The 14,831-nt window shown below is 64.9% G+C and carries 16 protein-coding genes; 10 read left to right on the top strand and 6 right to left on the bottom strand.

Annotation, left to right across the window (positions count from 1 at the left end; all coding sequences use genetic code 11):
• Positions 1-56 precede the first annotated feature (56 nt).
• The gene (locus ISX93_RS05150; RefSeq protein ID WP_195777630.1) at positions 57-374 is read right to left on the bottom strand and encodes an Mpo1-like protein; all 318 of its coding nucleotides are present in this window, start codon (positions 372-374) and stop codon (positions 57-59) included.
• Between the two features lie 253 nt (positions 375-627).
• Complete coding sequence (locus ISX93_RS05145; RefSeq protein WP_195777629.1) at positions 628-2,022, bottom strand: class II fumarate hydratase; 1,395 nt, start codon at positions 2,020-2,022, stop codon at positions 628-630.
• Positions 2,023-2,360: 338 nt separating this feature from the next.
• Between ISX93_RS05145 and ISX93_RS05140 the strand changes: the two genes are divergently transcribed.
• From ISX93_RS05140 to ISX93_RS05120, 5 genes are all read left to right on the top strand, one after another.
• Complete coding sequence (locus tag ISX93_RS05140; protein WP_195777628.1) at positions 2,361-2,861, top strand: DUF2059 domain-containing protein; 501 nt, start codon at positions 2,361-2,363, stop codon at positions 2,859-2,861.
• 2 nt (positions 2,862-2,863) lie between these two features.
• Positions 2,864-3,178, top strand: a complete 315-nt coding sequence (locus ISX93_RS05135) for a BolA family protein (RefSeq protein ID WP_195777627.1) — start codon at positions 2,864-2,866, stop codon at positions 3,176-3,178.
• A 97-nt stretch (positions 3,179-3,275) separates the two neighbouring features.
• The gene (gene trhO / locus ISX93_RS05130; RefSeq protein ID WP_195777626.1) at positions 3,276-4,202 is read left to right on the top strand and encodes an oxygen-dependent tRNA uridine(34) hydroxylase TrhO; all 927 of its coding nucleotides are present in this window, start codon (positions 3,276-3,278) and stop codon (positions 4,200-4,202) included.
• A 62-nt stretch (positions 4,203-4,264) separates the two neighbouring features.
• Positions 4,265-4,897 carry a DsbA family protein gene (locus ISX93_RS05125; protein ID WP_195777625.1) on the top strand — a complete coding sequence of 211 codons (633 nt, stop codon included), beginning with the start codon at positions 4,265-4,267 and terminating at the stop codon, positions 4,895-4,897.
• Between the two features lie 145 nt (positions 4,898-5,042).
• A complete protein-coding gene (locus ISX93_RS05120; RefSeq protein WP_195777624.1) occupies positions 5,043-5,717 on the top strand; it encodes an ion channel in 675 nt (224 codons plus the stop codon).
• Between the two features lie 188 nt (positions 5,718-5,905).
• Here ISX93_RS05120 and ISX93_RS05115 read toward each other — a convergent pair whose 3' ends face one another.
• On the bottom strand, positions 5,906-7,582 hold the full coding sequence (locus tag ISX93_RS05115; protein ID WP_195777623.1) for an FAD-binding oxidoreductase: 1,677 nt from the start codon (positions 7,580-7,582) through the stop codon (positions 5,906-5,908).
• Between the two features lie 207 nt (positions 7,583-7,789).
• Between ISX93_RS05115 and ISX93_RS05110 the strand changes: the two genes are divergently transcribed.
• Positions 7,790-8,362, top strand: coding sequence for a hypothetical protein (locus ISX93_RS05110; RefSeq protein WP_195777622.1), 573 nt, complete (start codon positions 7,790-7,792; stop codon positions 8,360-8,362).
• A 7-nt stretch (positions 8,363-8,369) separates the two neighbouring features.
• Here the strand turns inward: ISX93_RS05110 and ISX93_RS05105 are convergent, their stop codons facing one another.
• Positions 8,370-9,224: a sulfurtransferase gene (locus ISX93_RS05105; protein ID WP_195777621.1), complete on the bottom strand. Its 855-nt coding sequence runs from the start codon at positions 9,222-9,224 to the stop codon at positions 8,370-8,372.
• 119 nt (positions 9,225-9,343) lie between these two features.
• Between ISX93_RS05105 and ISX93_RS05100 the strand changes: the two genes are divergently transcribed.
• The 4 genes from ISX93_RS05100 (at position 9,344) to ISX93_RS05085 (ending at position 12,721) form a co-directional block, all read left to right on the top strand.
• Positions 9,344-10,087, top strand: coding sequence for a lysophospholipid acyltransferase family protein (locus tag ISX93_RS05100; protein ID WP_195777707.1), 744 nt, complete (start codon positions 9,344-9,346; stop codon positions 10,085-10,087).
• 143 nt (positions 10,088-10,230) lie between these two features.
• Entirely contained in the window at positions 10,231-11,094 is an 864-nt protein-coding gene (locus ISX93_RS05095; RefSeq protein WP_195777620.1) for a DUF6279 family lipoprotein, read from the top strand.
• A gap of 173 nt (positions 11,095-11,267) precedes the next feature.
• The gene (locus ISX93_RS05090) at positions 11,268-11,894 is read left to right on the top strand and encodes a hypothetical protein (RefSeq protein ID WP_195777619.1); all 627 of its coding nucleotides are present in this window, start codon (positions 11,268-11,270) and stop codon (positions 11,892-11,894) included.
• 251 nt (positions 11,895-12,145) lie between these two features.
• The gene (locus ISX93_RS05085; RefSeq protein WP_195777618.1) at positions 12,146-12,721 is read left to right on the top strand and encodes a phasin family protein; all 576 of its coding nucleotides are present in this window, start codon (positions 12,146-12,148) and stop codon (positions 12,719-12,721) included.
• 114 nt (positions 12,722-12,835) lie between these two features.
• Here ISX93_RS05085 and ISX93_RS05080 read toward each other — a convergent pair whose 3' ends face one another.
• Positions 12,836-13,591, bottom strand: coding sequence for a class II aldolase/adducin family protein (locus ISX93_RS05080; RefSeq protein ID WP_195777617.1), 756 nt, complete (start codon positions 13,589-13,591; stop codon positions 12,836-12,838).
• A gap of 73 nt (positions 13,592-13,664) precedes the next feature.
• Positions 13,665-14,831: an L-lactate dehydrogenase gene (locus tag ISX93_RS05075; protein WP_195777616.1), complete on the bottom strand. Its 1,167-nt coding sequence runs from the start codon at positions 14,829-14,831 to the stop codon at positions 13,665-13,667.

The following is a 14,831-nucleotide window of genomic DNA, read 5'->3' as shown; positions in this document are numbered from 1 at the left end:
CCGCAGCCTGTGTGCAGTCCTGCGGGTAAACCGGGTCGGGTCGTCGACGGGCCGGGTTAGAAGCGTATGCGCCCGGTGAAGGCATCCTTGAGCATTACCCAGTCGCCCAGCAGGCTGTAGAAAGGGTACTTGAAGCTGGCGGGCTTGTTCTTCTCGAAGAAGAAATGCCCGACCCAGGCGAAACCGTAGCCTGCGAACGGTAAGGCCAGCAGCCAGATCCACTGCTGCGTGAGCAGTGCATAGGCGAGGATCGCCAGCACCAGCAGGCTGCCGACATAGTGCAGGCGGCGACAGGTGTCATTGCTGTGCTCCTGCAGATAGAAGGGGTAGAACTCGGCAAAGGAATTGAACGTCCTGATGGTTTCGGTGCTCATGGCAGTCCTCTTTTTAATAATTCTAATGGGGGGCGGGCCGCAGCGTGGCGCAGTTGGCGGGCTTTTGCAGGCTCGCTAGGCATGCGCTACCCATGGCGCAGCAGTTTAGTATTCTTCTGTGGTTTCGTGTTACCTCTGAAAGAGGCTTGTTGCAACAGCATGCCTGTCCGGCCGTCGCCATTTCTTCAAAGTGAGACCTGCGTATCGGTTGTGCCGCCGGACCTGCGCCGCGCCAGGGCGGTAGTCGCGGTGCTCAGCTGCGCCCGTGCGGCTTGAGCATGTCCTCCGGGCGCACCCACTGATCGAACGCCTCGCCGGACAGGTAGCCGAGTGCCAGCGCCGCTTCGCGAAGCGACGAGTCTTCACTGTAGGCCTTCTTGGCGATCTGTGCGGCCTTGTCGTAGCCGATGTGCGGGGTCAGCGCCGTCACCAGCATCAGGCTGCGCTGCAGGGATTCGGCCATGCGTGCAGCATCGGGCTCAAGTCCGGCCACGCAGTGTTGCTGGAAGTTGCGGCAACCATCGGCCAGCAACTGGATGGATTGCAGCAGGTTGAACACGATTACCGGCTTGAACACATTGAGCTGCAACTGCCCCAGGCTGGCGGCCATGCTGATCGTCAGGTCGTTGCCCATCACCTGGCAGGCCAGCATCGACAAGGCCTCGCACTGGGTCGGGTTGACCTTGCCAGGCATGATCGAGCTGCCCGGCTCGTTGGCCGGCAGGCGTACTTCGGCGAAGCCGGCGCGTGGGCCGGAGGCCAGCAGGCGCAGGTCGTTGGCCAGTTTCATCAGGGTGCAGGCCAGCGTCTTCAGGGCGCCGCCGAGCAGCAGCAGTGGCTCGTGGCCGGCGAGGGCGGCAAACTTGTCGGGCGCCGGGCGGAACGGCAGGCCGCTGAGCGCCGCCAGTTCCGCGGCCATGGCCTCGGCAAAGCCCTCCGGCGCATTCAGCCCGGTACCCACCGCGGTACCGCCCTGCGCCAGCTGCAGCACCTGCGGCAGGCTCTGGCGGATGGCGCTGGCAGCCATGTCCAGTTGGCTGACGAACGCCGAGAGTTCCTGGCCGAAGGTGATCGGCGTGGCGTCCATCAGGTGCGTGCGGCCGATCTTGACCAGCGCGGCATGCCGCCGTGCCTGCTGCTGCAGCCCATCGCGCAGGGCCAGCAGGGCCGGCAGCAGGTCGCGCTCGACGGTGGTGGCTGCGGCAATGTGCATGGCCGTCGGGAAGCAGTCATTGGAGCTTTGCGCCAGGTTGACGTGATCATTCGGATGCACCGGGCGCTTGCCGCCGCGGCCGCTGCCGGCCAGTTCATTGGCGCGGCCGGCGATCACCTCGTTGACGTTCATGTTGCTCTGGGTGCCGCTGCCGGTTTGCCAGACCACCAGCGGAAACTGGTCGTCGTGGACGCCGCCCAGCACCTCGTCGGCAGCCTGTTCGATCAGGCCTGCAAGCTCGGTCGGCAGGTCACCGTAACGCCGGTTCACCCGCGCCGCGGCTTTCTTGATCAGCGCCAGAGCGTGTATCACTGCCAGCGGCATGCGTTCCTGGCCGATGGCGAAATTGACCAGCGAGCGCTGGGTCTGGGCGCCCCAGTAAACGTCGCCTGCAACTTCCACCGAGCCCATTGCGTCAGTTTCGATACGCTTCATCACGCTGCTCCCGTCATGCCCTTATCCTGAGTCTAGGAGCCTGGCGGACTTAACGCTGCCCTACTGCGGGAACAGCCGGGTTTGGTCATTTTTTGCGCTCTTGTTCGTTAAATAGAATGGCTATTCGCCTCAAAAGACCCCCAAAACTGCCTCAAACCGGTCATTCCCTCGCTACTGGCGGTCAAGTCCGGCAGGCTCCCAAGCCCCGGCCGGCGAATGCGGGTGAAACAGGACGGTGGTCATGACAGGTTGTCGCTGGCGGCTTGAGTGGCAGGCGGGGAGGGCGCAGAATACGCCACCCGGAAAGGCCGGCGCCGATTACCCCTCAAGGATTCATCATGCTCAATGTTCGTGCTGTTTTTGCTGCACTCCTGCTGACCCTGATCAGTACCCAGGCCATGGCGGATGCTGCCAGTCATGCTGCGGCGGCCAAGCAGTTGCTGAAATTGGTGAATGCCGACCAGATTGCTTCCCCATGGTACGGGCAGGTCAACCAGATGTTTGCCCAGCGTTTTGCCGAAGCGCAGGCCCCGGAAAGCAAAAAAGCCGTGCTCGAGAGCTATCAGGCCAAGGCCGATGCCACCCTGGACAAGGCCGTTGGCTGGGACAAGCTCGAGCCCGAGATGGTCAAGCTCTACACCGGCGGTTTCAGCGAGGCCGAGCTCAAGGAGCTGATTGCCTTCTACCAGTCGCCGCTGGGCCAGAAAGTGCTCAAGCAGATGCCGGCGCTGTTCAGCGAATCGATGAAAATGACCCAGACCCGGCTGGAGCCGGTGGTGCCCCAGGTGAACCAGTTGCTTGAGCAGATGAGCAAGGAACTGGCAGCGAAGAAGCCCTGAACATGAGCATGCAGCAGCGCATCCATGACGCCCTGGCGGCCCTGCAGCCGGACAGTCTCGAGGTTCTCGACGAAAGCCACCTGCACAGTCGCGGCCTGGAAACCCATTTCAAGGCAGTCGTGGTCAGTGCGCAGTTTGCCGGCCTGAACGCGGTCAAGCGTCACCAGCGGGTGTATGCCGTGCTCGGTGAGCTGATGGGGCAGGTGCATGCACTGGCGCTACACACCTATACCCCGGAAGAGTGGGCGCAGCAGGGCGCTGCGCCGGCTTCGCCGACCTGCCGGGGCGGCAGCAAGCACGATCAGGCTCCTGGCTGATTCGGTTGTCGCCTGTACCCCGACGGCGCCGGCATTTGCCGGCGCCGTTGTTTAACCCCCGGTCCGCCCCTTGCGCGGGTGACCACTGGAGGCATGCATGAGTGAAAAAATCGTGGTGGCGGCGCTCTACAAGTTCGTCACCCTGGCGGACTATGTGGCGCTGCGCGAGCCGCTGCTGCAGGTCATGCTCGACAATGGCATCAAGGGCACCCTGCTGCTGGCCGAAGAGGGCATCAACGGCACGGTATCCGGCAGCCGGGCGGCGATCGATGCGCTGTTTGACTGGTTTCGACGCGACCCGCGCCTGGCGGATGTCGACCACAAGGAATCCACCTGTGAGGAGCAGCCGTTCTACCGCACCAAGGTCAAGCTGAAGAAGGAAATCGTCACCCTCGGCGTGCCCGGCGTGAACCCCAACCTGCAGGTCGGCACCTATGTCGAGCCGCGCGACTGGAACGCGCTGGTCGACGACCCGGAGGTCCTGCTGATCGATACGCGCAACGACTACGAGGTGGCGATCGGTACCTTCGCCGGCGCCATCGACCCCAAGACCGCCTCGTTCCGCGAGTTCCCCGACTACATCAAGGCGCATTTCGACCCGCAGAAGCACAAGAAGGTCGCCATGTTCTGCACCGGCGGCATTCGCTGCGAAAAGGCCTCCAGCTACATGCTCGGTCAGGGCTTTGCCGAGGTGTTCCACCTCAAGGGCGGCATCCTCAAGTACCTCGAGGAAGTGCCGCAGGAGCAGACCCGCTGGCATGGCGACTGCTTCGTGTTCGATAACCGGGTGACTGTGCGCCATGACCTCAGCGAAGGTGATTTCGACCAGTGCCACGCCTGCCGTACACCGATTTCCGCCGCCGACCGGCTTTCCATGCATTACGTCGCCGGCATCAGCTGCCCGCACTGCTGGAACAGCCTGAGCGAGAAAACCCGTGCCGGTGCCCGCGAACGGCAGAAGCAGATCGAACTGGCCAAGGCGCGCAACCAGCCGCACCCGCTGGGTCGCAACTACGACGCGTAACCCCCAACCACTCAACCCCTGGCCGGTCGGACGCATTGGCCAGGCACGCCGGGAAAGAGCAGATGAGTGCACGCCTGCTGTATGTGATGGATCCCATGTGTTCCTGGTGCTGGGGCTTTGCCCCGGTGATTGACGCACTGGCCACCCGGGCCGGCCAGTCCGGGGTGACGCTGCAGCTGGTGGTGGGCGGCTTGCGCCGCGAGCGCGAGGTGCTGACTGAAGCCGGGCGGACGCGGATTCTCGGACATTGGCAGGCGGTGCAGGCCAGTACCGGGCAGGCGTTTGACGTTGATCGCGGCTTGCCGGCGGGGTTGATCTACGACACCGAGCCGGCCTGCCGGGCGTTGGTCGCTGCGCGCCAGCTGGACCCGCAAAAGGCCTGGCCGCTGGCGCGGTTGATCCAGCAGGCGTTCTACTGCGAGGGGCGCGATGTCAGCCAGGCGGCCGAGCTGCGGCGCCTGGCTGCACGGGCGGGCCTGGCGGAAACACGGTTTGCCGATGCCTTCGACGGCCAGGCTGCGCATAGCGCCACCCAGAGTGACTTCAACTGGGTCCAGGATCTGGGGATCAGCGGTTTTCCAACCCTGCTGGCCCAGCGGGGCGGCATGAGCGCGCTGCTGACCAATGGCTACCAGCCACTCGAGCGCCTGGAGCCCTTGCTGGCGCGCTGGCTTGAGCATCTGGCGAGCGCCTGAGACTGAGCAATCGACGGCATCGCCCGGTTCCTGGCCGGGATGAGGCCGCAGACAGTGCAAGCGCGAGCAAAAGTTTGGCCAGCCGCAGGAGGGCTCTGTATTCTGCATGGCTCGTGCAAAGGCGGATCGGGAGAAGCTTGTGGTGATGATTGAACTCTGGCGCCAGCGGGTGGGCTGGATCTACCGGATGCGCAGCATTTACCTGTTCGCCTCCCTGCTGCTGTTCATTGCCGTGATCCCGGTGCTGGATAGCTCGACGGTAAGCCAGAAAATTCTGATCAACCTGTTCAACGTGCTGAATCTGGTGGCGGCAATTGCCGCCGTCGGGCGCACCCGCCAGTCTTTCGTCATCGCCCTGTTGTTCACCCTGCCGATACTCGGGCTGCAGGTTGCCGGCTTGCTGCTCGGCGCGAAGCATTACCTGGTCTGGTCATGGTCGTTCGGTGCCCTGTTTTACGCGACGACCCTGATGTACCTGCTGCGCTACGTGTTCAGCACGGACGTGATGAGTGCCGACAAGCTGTTCGGCGCCGGTGCCGCCTACATGCTGCTGGGCATGCTGTGGATGTATTTCTATGGCCTCTCCCAGCACTTTCACCCCGGCGCGTTCGCCCTGCATGGCGTGGTGCAGGCGGAGCTGCCGGTGCCGGAGCTGATCTACTTCAGCTTCACCACGCTGACCACCACCGGCTTCGGTGATTTCGTGCCGCTGCATCCGGCTACCCGGGCCCTGGCCAATCTGCAGCAAATCTGCGGCACCCTGTTCGTCGCGATCCTGATTGCGCGCCTGGCCGGAATCTATCCCGAGCGCGACAGGTGACGTGCTCGCGCCCGGCGCAGCCGCCTGCTAGTGGCCTGTACGGCCTGTTGGTCAACTCAAGTTCGGATGACTGAGGTTCTGAGACAAGGCGCCGCGACGAGTCATAGCAGGGCTGCGGCGAGAAGCCGTAGCGCAGTATCAGAGCCTGAGACGCCTAAATTGACTAATTGAACTAGCCACACCGGTCACTAGGGCAGCAGGGCGCCGGTAAGCCCGAGCGCACGTCCGCACGGGTCGAACAGTACGCCAGGGTTGAGAATGCCTTGCGGGTCCACCGTGTGCTTGGCTGCAGCCAGCATCCGCCGGAACAGCGGGTCAACCTCGCGCTCGTAGCCGCTGCGGTGGTCGCGGCCGACGGCGTGGTGATGGGTGATGGTGCCGCCGTGTGCCACCAGGGCCTCGTTCGCCGCCTGCTTGATCTCGCGCCAGGCCGCCAGTGCGCTGGCCACGCTGCCGTCGGCGCTGCGGGTGGCGAAGGTGAAATAGGGCGCCGGACCGTCCGGGTAGAGGTGCGTCATGCGGCAGGAGAGCAGCACGTCCTGGCCGGTGGCCTGCTTGATGGCCCTGGCGATGTCGCGTTTCACCCCGGCATAGAACTCGGCAAAGCGGTCCCAGGTGACTGCCGATTCCACGGTGTCCATGATCACCCCCAGCCCCACGCCCGGGTCGCGCCAGTAGGGCATGCGCAGGAAGGCGTCGCGCCAGGCGCCGGCGGCGCCCTGGCGATGCACGTCGCTGTGCTCCTCGGCCATCGAGCGGGCGACGGCCGCCTGGTCATAGCTGCCGCCGAATTCGCCCACCAGCTCCAGCGCGCGGCCCATCCAGGCCTGCAGCGGGTGGTCGGCCGACTCGAAGCCGAGCACCAGCATCGACGCGCTGCCAGTGCCGACGCCGGCAAACAGGGTTTCCTGCGGATCGAGCAGGCGACAGTTGCTCGGGTTCAGTCCCGATTGCGCCAGCGCCCGCACACACTCGACGGCCCGCGGGTAATCGCTGAATTGCACCGAGGCGGAGGCGCGAAAGCGTGGCGGTAGCTGCAGGCGCATCCAGGCTTCGGTGAGCACCCCCAGGCTGCCCTCGGAGCCGAGCACCAGGCGGTCGGGTGCCGGGCCGGCGCCAGAGCCCGGCAGGCGGCGGGTCTGGATCACGCCGCAGGGGGTGACCAGACGGGTGGACTCGACGAAATCGTCGATGTGGGTGTACTGCGTGGCGTAATGGCCGCCGGCGCGGGTGGCGATCCAGCCACCGAGCGAGGAAAACTCGAAGCTTTGCGGGAAGTGGCGCAGGGCCAGCCCGTGCGGCTTGAGTTGCGCGGCCAGTTCCGGGCCCAGCGCGCCGGCCTGGATGCGCGCGGCGCGACTGAGCGGGTCGACCTCCAGAACCCGGTTCAGGCGTTCCAGGTCGAGGGATACCGTGCCGGCGTAGCCGTCGCCGACCGCCGCTTCCACCCCTCCGCAGACGCTGCTGCCGCCGCCGTAGGGAATCACCGCGACATTCTGTGCCTGGGCCCAGTCGAGGATGTCGATCACCGCCTGTTCATCCTCCGGAAAGGCCACCCAGTCCGGGGGTGTCGGTGCCTGGCGCAACCACATGCGCGCGCAGTCGGCGTAGCTCTTGCCGCTGCTGTGGTTGAGGCGGTCCAGCGGGCTGGCGGAGAACTGTGCAGCCAGCGCCGGCGGCGCGCTGATGCGTGGGGCCGGCATGCTGAACTCCTCGATCCGTGGTTCGGGACGCTCGGCCTGCGCTGTGCCGATGCGCGCCAGCAGCAACTGGGTGATGGCCTGCTCGCGCGCGTCGAGCACACTGTCGGCATTGCCCCAGCCCCAGAAACGGCGGGGCGCGCGGCGGGAGAGGGTGGCGGGCATGGGGTGGTTCCTTCAGCGTGTGGTTGTTGTCAGTGAGCTGGGGCCAGTGCGGATCAGGTTAGCTGCTTATGCGCATCCGGCGTGGCGCATGCGGCGCCATTTGATTCCCGAACTGATCAATAAACGAACAGGGTTGTCGCCTGGCGGGCCGGTTTGCGGTTATCTTCTGCGCCCTGTCGATTCCTGCTGCAAGGTTGCCGCTGCCCCATGATCACTCGCGTTGTTCAAACCGCCACCCTCTGTGCCGCGCTGCTCTGCCCGCTGGCAGGCATGGCCAAGGTGGAGGTCCAGGCCGTGCAGCACAAGCGCGCCGGCCTGATCCTGGCGGCCAGGGTATCCGAGGACATTGCCCCGGGTGATTATGAAGTGCTGCTCAAGGGCCTGGTTGAGCATCCCGGCCAGTATGCGCAGAAGATCGTGCTGCTCGACAGCATCGGCGGCAGCCGCCCGGAGGCCATCAGGATGGGGCGCTTGCTGCGCGAGGCGGGCTTCGATGCGCTGGTGCCGGCCAGCGGGATTTGCCAGGGCAGCTGTGTCTACCTGCTGGCGGCCGGGCGTGACAAGACGGTGCGCGGCCATGTCGGCATCCACCGGCCGTATTTTGCCAATGGCGACTCCGCCCGGGCCGGCGTGGCGGGCAGCCCCGCCAGCATCAGCCCGGCCGCCTATTTCCGCGAAATGCAGATTCCCGGCAGCCTGGCGCAGGACATGCAAGCGATTGCCCCGGCGCACATGCGCGTGCTCTCGGCGCAGGAACTGGCCCGCTACCGGCTGGACTGAGCCAGGTTCAGTCGCCGGTCGCCACCGGACGCTGAGGGTCGGTGATCCACTCGCTCCAGGAGCCGGCATACAGCGGGGCCAGGTCGTATCCGGCCAGGCACAGGGCGAACAGGTTGTGGCAGGCGGTTACTCCGGAGCCGCAGTAGGCCACCAGGCTTGCCGGGCTGCGTCCGGCCAGCAGGCCAGCGAAGCGCTGGCGCAGTTCTTCGCGGCTGCGGAAGCGCCCCTCGGCATCCAGGTTGTCGGTGAAGGCGGCGCAGCGTGCCCCGGGGATGTGCCCGGCAACCGGGTCGATGGGCTCCACGTCGCCACGAAAGCGCGGCAGGCTGCGGGCATCCAGCAGGGTCAGGTGCGGACTGCCCAGGCGCGCCACCAGGCCTTGTGCATCCACCAGCAGCTGCGCATCGGCGGCGCCCTCGAACTGTCCGGCCGCGGGTGCCGGCTGCGCCGTGCTCCGGGGCAGTCCCGCGGCGCACCAGGCCTGCCAGCCACCATCCAGCAGGTAAACGTCGCTGCGCTTGCCCAGCCAGGCCAGCAGCCACCAGGCGCGGGCGGCAAAGGCGCCGGGGCCGTCATCGTAGAGCACGATGCTGGAGTCATTGTTGACACCCCACTGGCGCAGGGTGCCGAGCAGGCGGTCGACTGCCGGTAGCGGATGGCGGCCGCTGATCCCCGGCTGCACCGGTCCGGAGAAGTCACGCTCCAGGTCGGCAAAGCGTGCGCCGGGAATGTGCCCGGCGGCATAGCTGCGCTGGCCCTGCGCCGGATCGTCGAGGGCGAAGCGGCAGTCGAGAATCACCAGTCGCGGATCCTGCAGGCGTTCTGCCAGTTGCGCGGGGGTGAGCAGTTGGGCGATGGGCATGGGGCATCCTGTGTCGTGTGGGGGCAAGTTTGCATCATAGAGGCCATGGCGCTGGATTTTCATCGATCCGAGTGCATAACTTCCATCTGGCGAAGCGTTTTCCCGGAGTCATTGCCATGCTGTCGAGCCTGCAACCCCTTGCCTATAGTGCCACGCGGATTCGCACGCTCGGGGTGATCCTGGCGGCCGTGCTGGTGACCGCCCTGTACAGCCTCAAGGTGATCGTGCGTTCGGCGCTGGGCCGCCTGGATCGGGCCCGGGTCGACTACTACACGCGGGCCTGGTCGGCGCGCCTGCTGCATCTGGTGCGCATGCAGTTCAGCGTACACGGGACTTTTCCCGAGTTCGGCGATGGCCGGCGCTACCTGATCCTCTGCAGCCACTCCAGCCACTTCGACATTCCGGTGAGCTTCGTCGGCTTGCCCGGCTCGATCCGCATGCTGGCCAAGCAGGAGCTGTTCCGCATCCCGCTGCTCGGTGCGGCGATGCAGGCGGCGGAGTTTCCCTCGATTGACCGGCATAACCGCGAGCGCGCGCTGGCCGACCTGCAGCGCGCGCGCCAGATGATGGAAAGCGGCATCGTGCTGTGGGCGGCTCCGGAAGGCACCCGCTCGCCGGATGGTCGCCTGCTGCCGTTCAAGAAAGGCTGCTTCCACCTGGCGCTGGATACCGGCGCGATCATCGTGCCGGTGGCGATTCGCGGTATTCACCACGTGCTGCCGGCGCGCAGCTTCCGTCTGAACCTGGGGCAGCCGGTGCAGCTGCGGATCGGCACGCCGATCGATGCCGGCCAGTACCGCGCGGAACAGCTCGACAGCCTGATGGCGCAGGTACGCCAGCAGATGCAAGGCATGCTCGACTAGTTGTCGAGGGCGAATCCGCCCGTCGGAGCCAGCAGACCTTTGCAGCAGTCCATGGTGCGGTGCAGAATGATCTTCCGCGGTGCATTCTGGTCGACCAGCCTCGCTGCTCGCCAGTGTCATGTCGCGGGGGAGGGCTGCCAGGCATGTCTATTCACAAGCGACTCGCGCGACTGCTGCTGATCGCCAGCCTGCTGCTGGGCGGCAGCGCCTGCAGCAACCTGCAGATCGCCTACAACTACGCCGACACCTTCAGCCTGTATTACCTCGACAGCTACCTTGACCTGACCGCAGAGCAGGAGCGGCAAGCCGCCGCAGGGTTGCAAAGCCTGTTCGCCTGGCACCGGCAAAACGAACTGCCGGCCTATGCCCGCGAACTGGCCGGGGCCCAGCAATTCATGCTGGGGCAACTGACCCTCGAGCAACTGGCCGGGATGAATGCCTTCATGCGTGCCTCGCTGGAGCGCACCGCCCTGCAGGCCACGCCCATGCTGAGCGAGTTGCTGCTCAGCCTGAATCCTGCGCAGGTAAGCTATCTGCGCACGCAGCTGGAGCAGAGCAATGCCGATTTCCGCGCCGAGTACCTGGCCGGCGACGAGCGCCAGCGGCGTTACCAACTGCTGCTGGAGCAGTTCGAGGACTGGTTTGGCGAGCTGGATGCACAACAGCTGGCGTTGCTGCGCGTGGCCAGTGCCGACTGGCCGGTGGACAGCCGGTTCTGGTACGCGGAGCGGTTGATTCGCCAGCAGGAAATGCTCGCCCTGGTCGACTATGCCGTGGCCCAACAACCCAGTCGCGAACTGCTGCAGGCGCGCCTGCAGCAGTACATTCGCGGTTTCGAGCGTGATCGCTCGGCCCAGCGCCAGGCCCGGATCGATCAATCGCGCGAACATGCGATGCGCCTGATCGTGGCGCTCACGGCTCAAGGCACGAGCGAGCAGAAGCGCGCTGCGGTGGCGCGGGCGCAGGGCCTGATCGATGACTTCGGCGTGCTGTTGGCCGAACGCTGAGACTGTCTGCGTCAGCGACCTGCAACGGCGCGCCTGTGACGCAGCCGATTTGGCGGCATACGCAACAGTTATATGGGTGGCGCTGCAAGGGGGGAGGAACCAGACTGCGTTCGAGTTCGGGACTGGTTGCCCGCTTTCCACCCGTCATTACCGCCTGGATCAGGAGTCTGCCCATGAAGCCCCGCTCGCTAACCCACCTGCTGTTTGCCACTCTGCTGCTGGCCCTGCCGGTCGCAGTCACCCTGCAGGCAGCGGAAACAGCCTCATCGTTCAAGCTGGATGAGACCAGCTTTCGCTGCATGCGCGAGATGACGCCGGTGCGGCATTTCTACGTAGACAACCTGGCCGGCAATCTGCAAGGCACGCTGGCCGCCGCCAATGCCCCGCAGGGGGCGGTCTATCCGACGGGCTCGGTGGTACAGCTGGTGCCGACCGAAGTGATGGTCAAGCGTGATCCGGGCTTCAGTCCGGTGACCGGCGACTGGGAATTCTTCGAGCTGGAAGTCTCGGCAAGTGGTTCGAAAATCAGCACCCGCGGCTTTGCCGAAGTGAACAATCGGTTTGGCAAGAACTGCTTTGGCTGCCATGCGCCAGCCCGCCAGCCGTGGGATTTCATCTGTGAACAGGGACATGGCTGCGAGCCGATCCCGGTGACCCATGCCATGACCGGAGCGCTGCAGCGCTCCGATCCGCGCTGCGGGGCGGCCGAGCCGCAACCCGGCGATAGCTGGGAGTTGTTCAAGCTGAAGTCGCTGGTGGTCATTGGCAGCCTGGTCAGCACAGTGAAAGGCTGGTTCTGACTCCTGATCGACAATGGCTGCGTGGAGGTGCCCGCGCGCTGCCTGCAGCGCGCCAGCCATTCTGGCTTGTCGAAATCCTGCGCCTTGAACAAGGCCGGAAGCGTCTTTTTGCTGGTCCCGCCGGTGGCGAAAATCAGGCGCGGATAAAAAACATTGCTGTCTAGTATGCGTTTTCTAATTTTGCTCGGTAGCCTTCGATTCAAGCCTGAGAGATGGCACAAGTTTCATTAACGCAAGAACCGAGGTTCACCATGACTATCAAAGCAACCGCTACCAAGCAAGTTAAAGCCGCCAAGAAAGACGTTAAAGCCCTTAAGCAGGACGTCAAGAAAGCATTGACCAGCGCCAAGGATTACTCGCGCAACCTTTACCTGGCTGGCTTGGGCGTAGTTAACACTACCGAGCAGCAGCGCAGCAAGGCTTACAAGGAAGTCGTCAAGACTGGCACCACGATCTTCAAGGATCTGGTCAAGGCCGGTGAAGGCCTGGAGAAGAAGGGCAAGAAGCTGGTTGACGAGCAGACCAAGGCGGTCAACTCGCAGCTGAAGAACGTCAAGAGCACTGTGACCAAGAACTTCAACAAGCTCGAAGCCACTGCAACCAAGCAGATCAACAAGCTGGAAGCAACTGCCCGCAAGACCATCAAGGCAGACGCCAAGGTTGTCGAGAAGGCCGCCGTCAAGGTTCAGGCAAAAGTGGCTGCCAAGCCTGCGGTCAAGGCTGCTGCCAAGCCTGCCGTGAAAGTGGCTGCCGCGCCTGCGGTCAAGGCTGCTGCCAAGCCGGCCGCTGTGGTTGCCGCCAAGCCGGCTGCTCCTGCTCAGGCCTGAGTAGTCGCATGAGGAATTCGGGCTGACCCTGGTCGGCCCGCTTCCCTTGATTGATCAGAACGCCCGGTGCAGTGCATCGGGCGTTTTGCTGTGTGCGGCAGAAAATTCTGCAGCTCAGTTGCGGAAGCCCGGGTCGATCCGGTCCAGCTTGCGCAGCAGCGCCGGCCAGGCAATCTGCCCACCCATGCCGCTGGTCACCTGTGCCATGACTTTTTGGGTGTCACCCTGGATGCCCGGGGAGATGTACAGCAGGTCGCCGGCTGCTTGGGCGGTGATCTGGATCTGGCAGGTGCTTTCGAACACATACATGGCCAGGAAGGTGTCGGCGATGGTCTTGCCGACCACCAGCAGGCCGTGGTTGCGCAGCATCAGGAAGGTCTTGTCGCCGAGGTCGTGCTGCAGGCGCGGCTGCTCGTCCTCGCGCAGGGCGATGCCCTCGTAGTCGTGGTAGGCCAGCGAGGACAGCACCAGGGTCGACTGCTGGGAAATCGGCAGCACCCCGCCTTTCTGCGCGCTCACCGCCACCCCGGCGCGGGTGTGGGTATGCATCACGCAGCTGACGTCTTCGCGTCCGGCATGGATGCAGCTGTGGATGGTGAAGCCGGCCGGGTTCACCGGGAACGGGCTGTCATGCTGCTTGTTGCAATGCTGGTCGACCTTGATCAGCGAGGAGGCGGTGATTTCATCGAACAGCATGCCGTAGGGGTTGATCAGGAAATGATGTTCCGGACCGGGGATGCGCACGCTGATATGGGTGAACACCAGATCGGTCCAGCCATACAGGGCGGTCAGGCGGTACAGTGCGGCCAGATCGACACGCAGTTGCCATTCTTCCGGGCTGACTTGGTCTTGCATGGAGGGAATCTGCATCGATTGCTCCTTTTTGGGGATACATCTGCTGTGCGGTGCTTGGGCTGGCTGGTGTAACAGGTTGTCCGGCCAGTTACCAGGGCATGCTGTCGATATTGGCGCGGCTGATCTGCTCGATCCGCGTCACACCGGAGAGGGCCATGGCAATTTCCAGCTCGCGCTTGAAGGTCGCCAGCAGGTCGCCGAGGCCCTGTTCGCCGGCGCCGGCCATGGCCCAGACCCACGGGCGGCCGATCAGCACGGCGCGGGCGCCGAGGGCAACGGCCTTGAACACATCCACGCCGCTGCGCACGCCGCCATCCATCAGCACTTCCAGGCGCTCACCGACCGCCTCGGCAATCGCCGGCAATTTCGCGATGCTCGAGGCCACGCCGTCGAGCTGGCGCCCGCCGTGGTTGGACACCACCAGGCCATCAGCGCCCACGTCCAGCGCGCTGCGCGCATCCGCCACTTCCTGGATGCCCTTGAGCAGCAGCTTGCCTTTCCAGATGCCGCGCAGCCATTCGATGTCCTTCCAGGTCACCGAGGTATCGAACTGCTGGTTGATCCAGCTGCCGAACGCCGCCAGGTCGGTAGGGTCGGGCACCACGTGGGCCAGGTTACCAAAGGAATGGGGCTTGCCGTTGATGCCGACATCCCAGACCCAGCCAGGGCGCGTCCCCAGTTGCCAGGCCTTGCCGAGTGCGCTTTTCATGCCGCTGCCGAGCATGCCGTTGCGCGTGTCGCGGTGGCGCATGCCAGGCATCGGCAGGTCGACGGTGAACAGCAGGGTGTCGCAGCCGCTGGCCATGGCCCGGTCGAGCAGGTCGCGGATCACTCCGCGGTCACGGATCATGTACAGCTGGAACCAGAACGGCGCGCTGGCGGCGGCCTGGATCTCGTCGAGCGGACAGATACCGACGGTCGACAGGGTGAACGGAATGCCCGCCTTGTTGGCGGCGCGAACCCCCTGCACCTCGCCGCGGCGACCGAACAGCCCGGCCATGCCAACCGGCGCCAGCACCAGCGGCATGCTTGCCGGGCAACCGGCAATGCTGGTCGAGGTGTCCAGATGGTCGACATTGCACAGCACGCGCTGGCGAATCAGCACCTTGGCAAAGTCGTCGACATTGCTGGCCAGGGTGCGCTCGTCGTTGGCGCCGCCATCGATGTAGTCGAACAGGAAGCGCGGCAGCCGGGCCTCCGCCAGCCGCCGGTAATCCAGCGCAGTGGCGGGCAGCAGGTTCAAGGTCCGTCCCAT

This window comes from Pseudomonas sp. N040 (genome assembly GCF_015637705.1).
Classification (GTDB): Bacteria; Pseudomonadota; Gammaproteobacteria; order Pseudomonadales; family Pseudomonadaceae; genus Aquipseudomonas.
This window is presented reverse-complemented; position numbering and strand designations above follow the sequence as displayed.

Excerpts from the sequence above, each read along its gene's own strand:
- ISX93_RS05140 (WP_195777628.1), top strand. The coding sequence starts at position 2,361 with ATGCTCAATGTTCGTGCTGTTTTTGCTGCACTCCTGCTGACCCTGATC.
- ISX93_RS05080 (WP_195777617.1), bottom strand. The coding sequence starts at position 13,591 with ATGCAGATTCCCTCCATGCAAGACCAAGTCAGCCCGGAAGAATGGCAA.
- ISX93_RS05135 (WP_195777627.1), top strand. The coding sequence starts at position 2,864 with ATGAGCATGCAGCAGCGCATCCATGACGCCCTGGCGGCCCTGCAGCCG.
- ISX93_RS05085 (WP_195777618.1), top strand. The coding sequence starts at position 12,146 with ATGACTATCAAAGCAACCGCTACCAAGCAAGTTAAAGCCGCCAAGAAA.
- ISX93_RS05075 (WP_195777616.1), bottom strand. The coding sequence starts at position 14,831 with ATGGGACGGACCTTGAACCTGCTGCCCGCCACTGCGCTGGATTACCGG.
- trhO (WP_195777626.1), top strand. The coding sequence starts at position 3,276 with ATGAGTGAAAAAATCGTGGTGGCGGCGCTCTACAAGTTCGTCACCCTG.
- ISX93_RS05145 (WP_195777629.1), bottom strand. The coding sequence starts at position 2,022 with ATGAAGCGTATCGAAACTGACGCAATGGGCTCGGTGGAAGTTGCAGGC.
- ISX93_RS05110 (WP_195777622.1), top strand. The coding sequence starts at position 7,790 with ATGATCACTCGCGTTGTTCAAACCGCCACCCTCTGTGCCGCGCTGCTC.
- ISX93_RS05150 (WP_195777630.1), bottom strand. The coding sequence starts at position 374 with ATGAGCACCGAAACCATCAGGACGTTCAATTCCTTTGCCGAGTTCTAC.
- ISX93_RS05120 (WP_195777624.1), top strand. The coding sequence starts at position 5,043 with ATGATTGAACTCTGGCGCCAGCGGGTGGGCTGGATCTACCGGATGCGC.
- ISX93_RS05095 (WP_195777620.1), top strand. The coding sequence starts at position 10,231 with ATGTCTATTCACAAGCGACTCGCGCGACTGCTGCTGATCGCCAGCCTG.
- ISX93_RS05090 (WP_195777619.1), top strand. The coding sequence starts at position 11,268 with ATGAAGCCCCGCTCGCTAACCCACCTGCTGTTTGCCACTCTGCTGCTG.
- ISX93_RS05105 (WP_195777621.1), bottom strand. The coding sequence starts at position 9,224 with ATGCCCATCGCCCAACTGCTCACCCCCGCGCAACTGGCAGAACGCCTG.
- ISX93_RS05115 (WP_195777623.1), bottom strand. The coding sequence starts at position 7,582 with ATGCCCGCCACCCTCTCCCGCCGCGCGCCCCGCCGTTTCTGGGGCTGG.
- ISX93_RS05125 (WP_195777625.1), top strand. The coding sequence starts at position 4,265 with ATGAGTGCACGCCTGCTGTATGTGATGGATCCCATGTGTTCCTGGTGC.